The sequence below is a fragment of the Bacillus sp. P4_D3 genome, assembly GCF_056401855.1.
In genome coordinates this window covers 1-2,549 of sequence record NZ_JBFUIN010000447.1, presented here as the reverse complement: position 1 = coordinate 2,549, position 2,549 = coordinate 1, and the positions used below count along the sequence as shown (strand labels likewise).

Genomic DNA, 2,549 nt, shown 5'->3' with positions numbered 1-2,549 from the left:
AATGCATTTGCAATTGCGTCGTTGAAGAAATATTTAATTTGACGATCATTAGGGTCATAACTAGGTTTACTAGACATCGCTAATATTTTTCCCGTCTTTGGATCCGCTACAATTCCAATTAAATTTTCTGGCTCATAATGTTTACTCGCTTCTTTCATTGCGTCTTCTAAATAACTTTGAATACGTTGGTCAAGCGTTAAATATACATTATCTCCATTTTTAGGCGCCTTTACATTCACCTTTCCACCGTCAAGAGATACACCTTTACGGTCCCCTGTATAAGCTACCTCACCATTAGAAGCACCTAAATACTTATCTAAACTCTTTTCTAAGCCAAATTGACCTACTGCGATTCCATTCTCATCAGGGCTGGCATGCCCTATGACGTAAGATGCGAAATCACCGTTTGGATACACCCTCGCATTTTCAGTAATGAAAGAGATTCCCGGCAATTTCAATGCTTCTATTTGTTCTTTCTTTTCTTTCGTCAAGTCCTTACCTAATGTTCCAAATTCCACTTGACTTCTGCCTTCTTTAGTTAAAGTAGCTAAAATTTTATCTTCATCTTTTCCGAGTACTCCTGCGATTTTTTTTGCAGTATCCTCTTTATCCTTAACGGCACTGGCTCCTTTTAACTCGGCTACAAGTTTATAAGAATTTGCGTCTTGCGCTAGTACATGGCCATTTTGATCATAAATTGTTCCTCGATTCGCTTCGAGAACTCCTTTTTTACTATGTTTCTGTTCAGCAAGTTTTTTCAAATCATGATTATCCACTGTTCCTGTTGCTTGTATGTAAAAAAATCGGGCTAATAATAGAAAAAAGAGCAGGAGGAAAAATATCATAAAATAACCTGCTCCCTTATTGGTATGAAATTTGGTCATATTTTTATTCATCTTTTCTTCACACCTATTTGCCTTACTTTAGGCCTTTCACATTATTCGCATTAATTTCTAGCCCGTGTTTTTTTGCAACTTCAGCGATACGCTCATAACGACTTAACTTCTCTACTTCAGCCTGCAATTCTTGATTTTCCTTTTGTTTTTTCACAATTTCTTCTTCTATCGTCGCTGCTTCTACATTAACTTGATATAGACCCGCTTTATTCCCAATAAAAGCTACACAGGCATATAATAAAAATCCAATAAACGTTACGTACAATAGCTTTTCAATTCTTGTAATTTTCGTTTTAACTTTTGGTTTAACCATCTGCTGTGGCGGCGTTTGAATTTGTACCTCTTCTTGCGCCTGTTGTTTATACTTTACAGCTAAATTAGTCATACCTCTCTCTCCTTTTTATCGTTTTTCAGCGATTCTCAACTTCGCAGAACGCGCTCGATTATTTTCTTCTAATTCAATGTCAGAAGGTAAAATCGGTTTCCTTGTAATAAGCTTTAATTTCGGCTTAAATTCATCCGGAATAATCGGTAGTCCCTGTGGTAATTGCGGTGTTGTGCTATTTCGCTTAAACGTCGTTTTACAAATACGATCTTCTAAAGAATGGAATGTTATAACACTAACTCTTCCACCAGGCTTGACCATATCAATTGCAGATTCCAACGCTTCTTCAAATACTTTTAATTCATCATTTACAGCGATACGAATCGCTTGGAATACTCGCTTCGCAGGATGTCCACCTGTTCTACGTGCCGGAGCTGGAATACCTTCTTTAATTAATTCCACTAATTCTCCTGTCGTTTCAATAGCCTTATTCTCGCGATACGCTTCAATTTTCCTTACTATTTGCTTTGAAAATTTTTCTTCGCCGTATTGGAAGAAAATTCTTACGAGTTGTTCATATGACCAGCTGTTCACAACATCATATGCTGTTAATGGGGCATCTTGATCCATCCGCATATCTAACGGTGCATCATGATGATAACTAAAGCCACGCTCTGGTGTATCTAATTGTGGGGATGAAACACCTAAATCGAATAAAATCCCGTCTACTTCTGTGATACCTAATTCATGTAGTTTTTCAGATAAATAACGGAAGTTGCTCTTCACTGTTACAAATTGTTCACCATAAGAAGAAAATTTTTCCTTCGCATTTCGAATCGCTATTTCATCTTGATCAAATGCTATTAATTTTCCACCATCTGTTAGCTGAGATAATAAATAAGAACTATGTCCTCCTCCACCCAGTGTACAATCTACATATGTACCACTCGGTTTTATATCTAAGCCATCTACTGTTTCTTTCAAAAGTACTGTTACGTGTTTGAACATTGCTGCACCTACTCTTTTTCCAATTAATTATGTTAAATACATTTCTCACTCTACAAACACAATTTACTACTAGAGGATGAAATGCTACTAAAGAACGACTCATTTAACTTCCAACAAGGTAGTACGCTATACAAATCGCTATTTTATTTTATTATATACTAAATTTTATCATTTTTTGCGGGAATTTAAACAAAAACCTGTCGAAAAAGATAATAATCCGTTTACATTTTGTGCTATTTTGTCATATATATATACCTGATACATAGCGATTCATTACAATAACATAAGATGAATAATTCAGAAATATTTCACTTCACAGT

Annotated in this window: 3 protein-coding genes; all 3 read right to left on the bottom strand. The window is 35.7% G+C overall.

The genetic code is table 11. The features are described from left to right. On the bottom strand, positions 1–896 hold an 896-nt coding region (locus AC1DTM_RS22510; RefSeq protein WP_477000923.1), incomplete at its 3' end, for a penicillin-binding transpeptidase domain-containing protein. Between the two features lie 22 nt (positions 897–918). Beyond that, entirely contained in the window at positions 919–1,281 is a 363-nt protein-coding gene (gene ftsL / locus AC1DTM_RS22505; RefSeq protein ID WP_016106033.1) for a cell division protein FtsL, read from the bottom strand. A gap of 15 nt (positions 1,282–1,296) precedes the next feature. Then, complete coding sequence (gene rsmH, locus AC1DTM_RS22500; protein ID WP_016106034.1) at positions 1,297–2,229, bottom strand: 16S rRNA (cytosine(1402)-N(4))-methyltransferase RsmH; 933 nt, start codon at positions 2,227–2,229, stop codon at positions 1,297–1,299. Positions 2,230–2,549 lie beyond the last annotated feature (320 nt).

Coding starts and splice junctions, on each gene's coding strand:
- ftsL (WP_016106033.1), bottom strand. CDS start 1,281: ATGACTAATTTAGCTGTAAAGTATAAACAACAGGCGCAAGAAGAGGTA.
- rsmH (WP_016106034.1), bottom strand. CDS start 2,229: ATGTTCAAACACGTAACAGTACTTTTGAAAGAAACAGTAGATGGCTTA.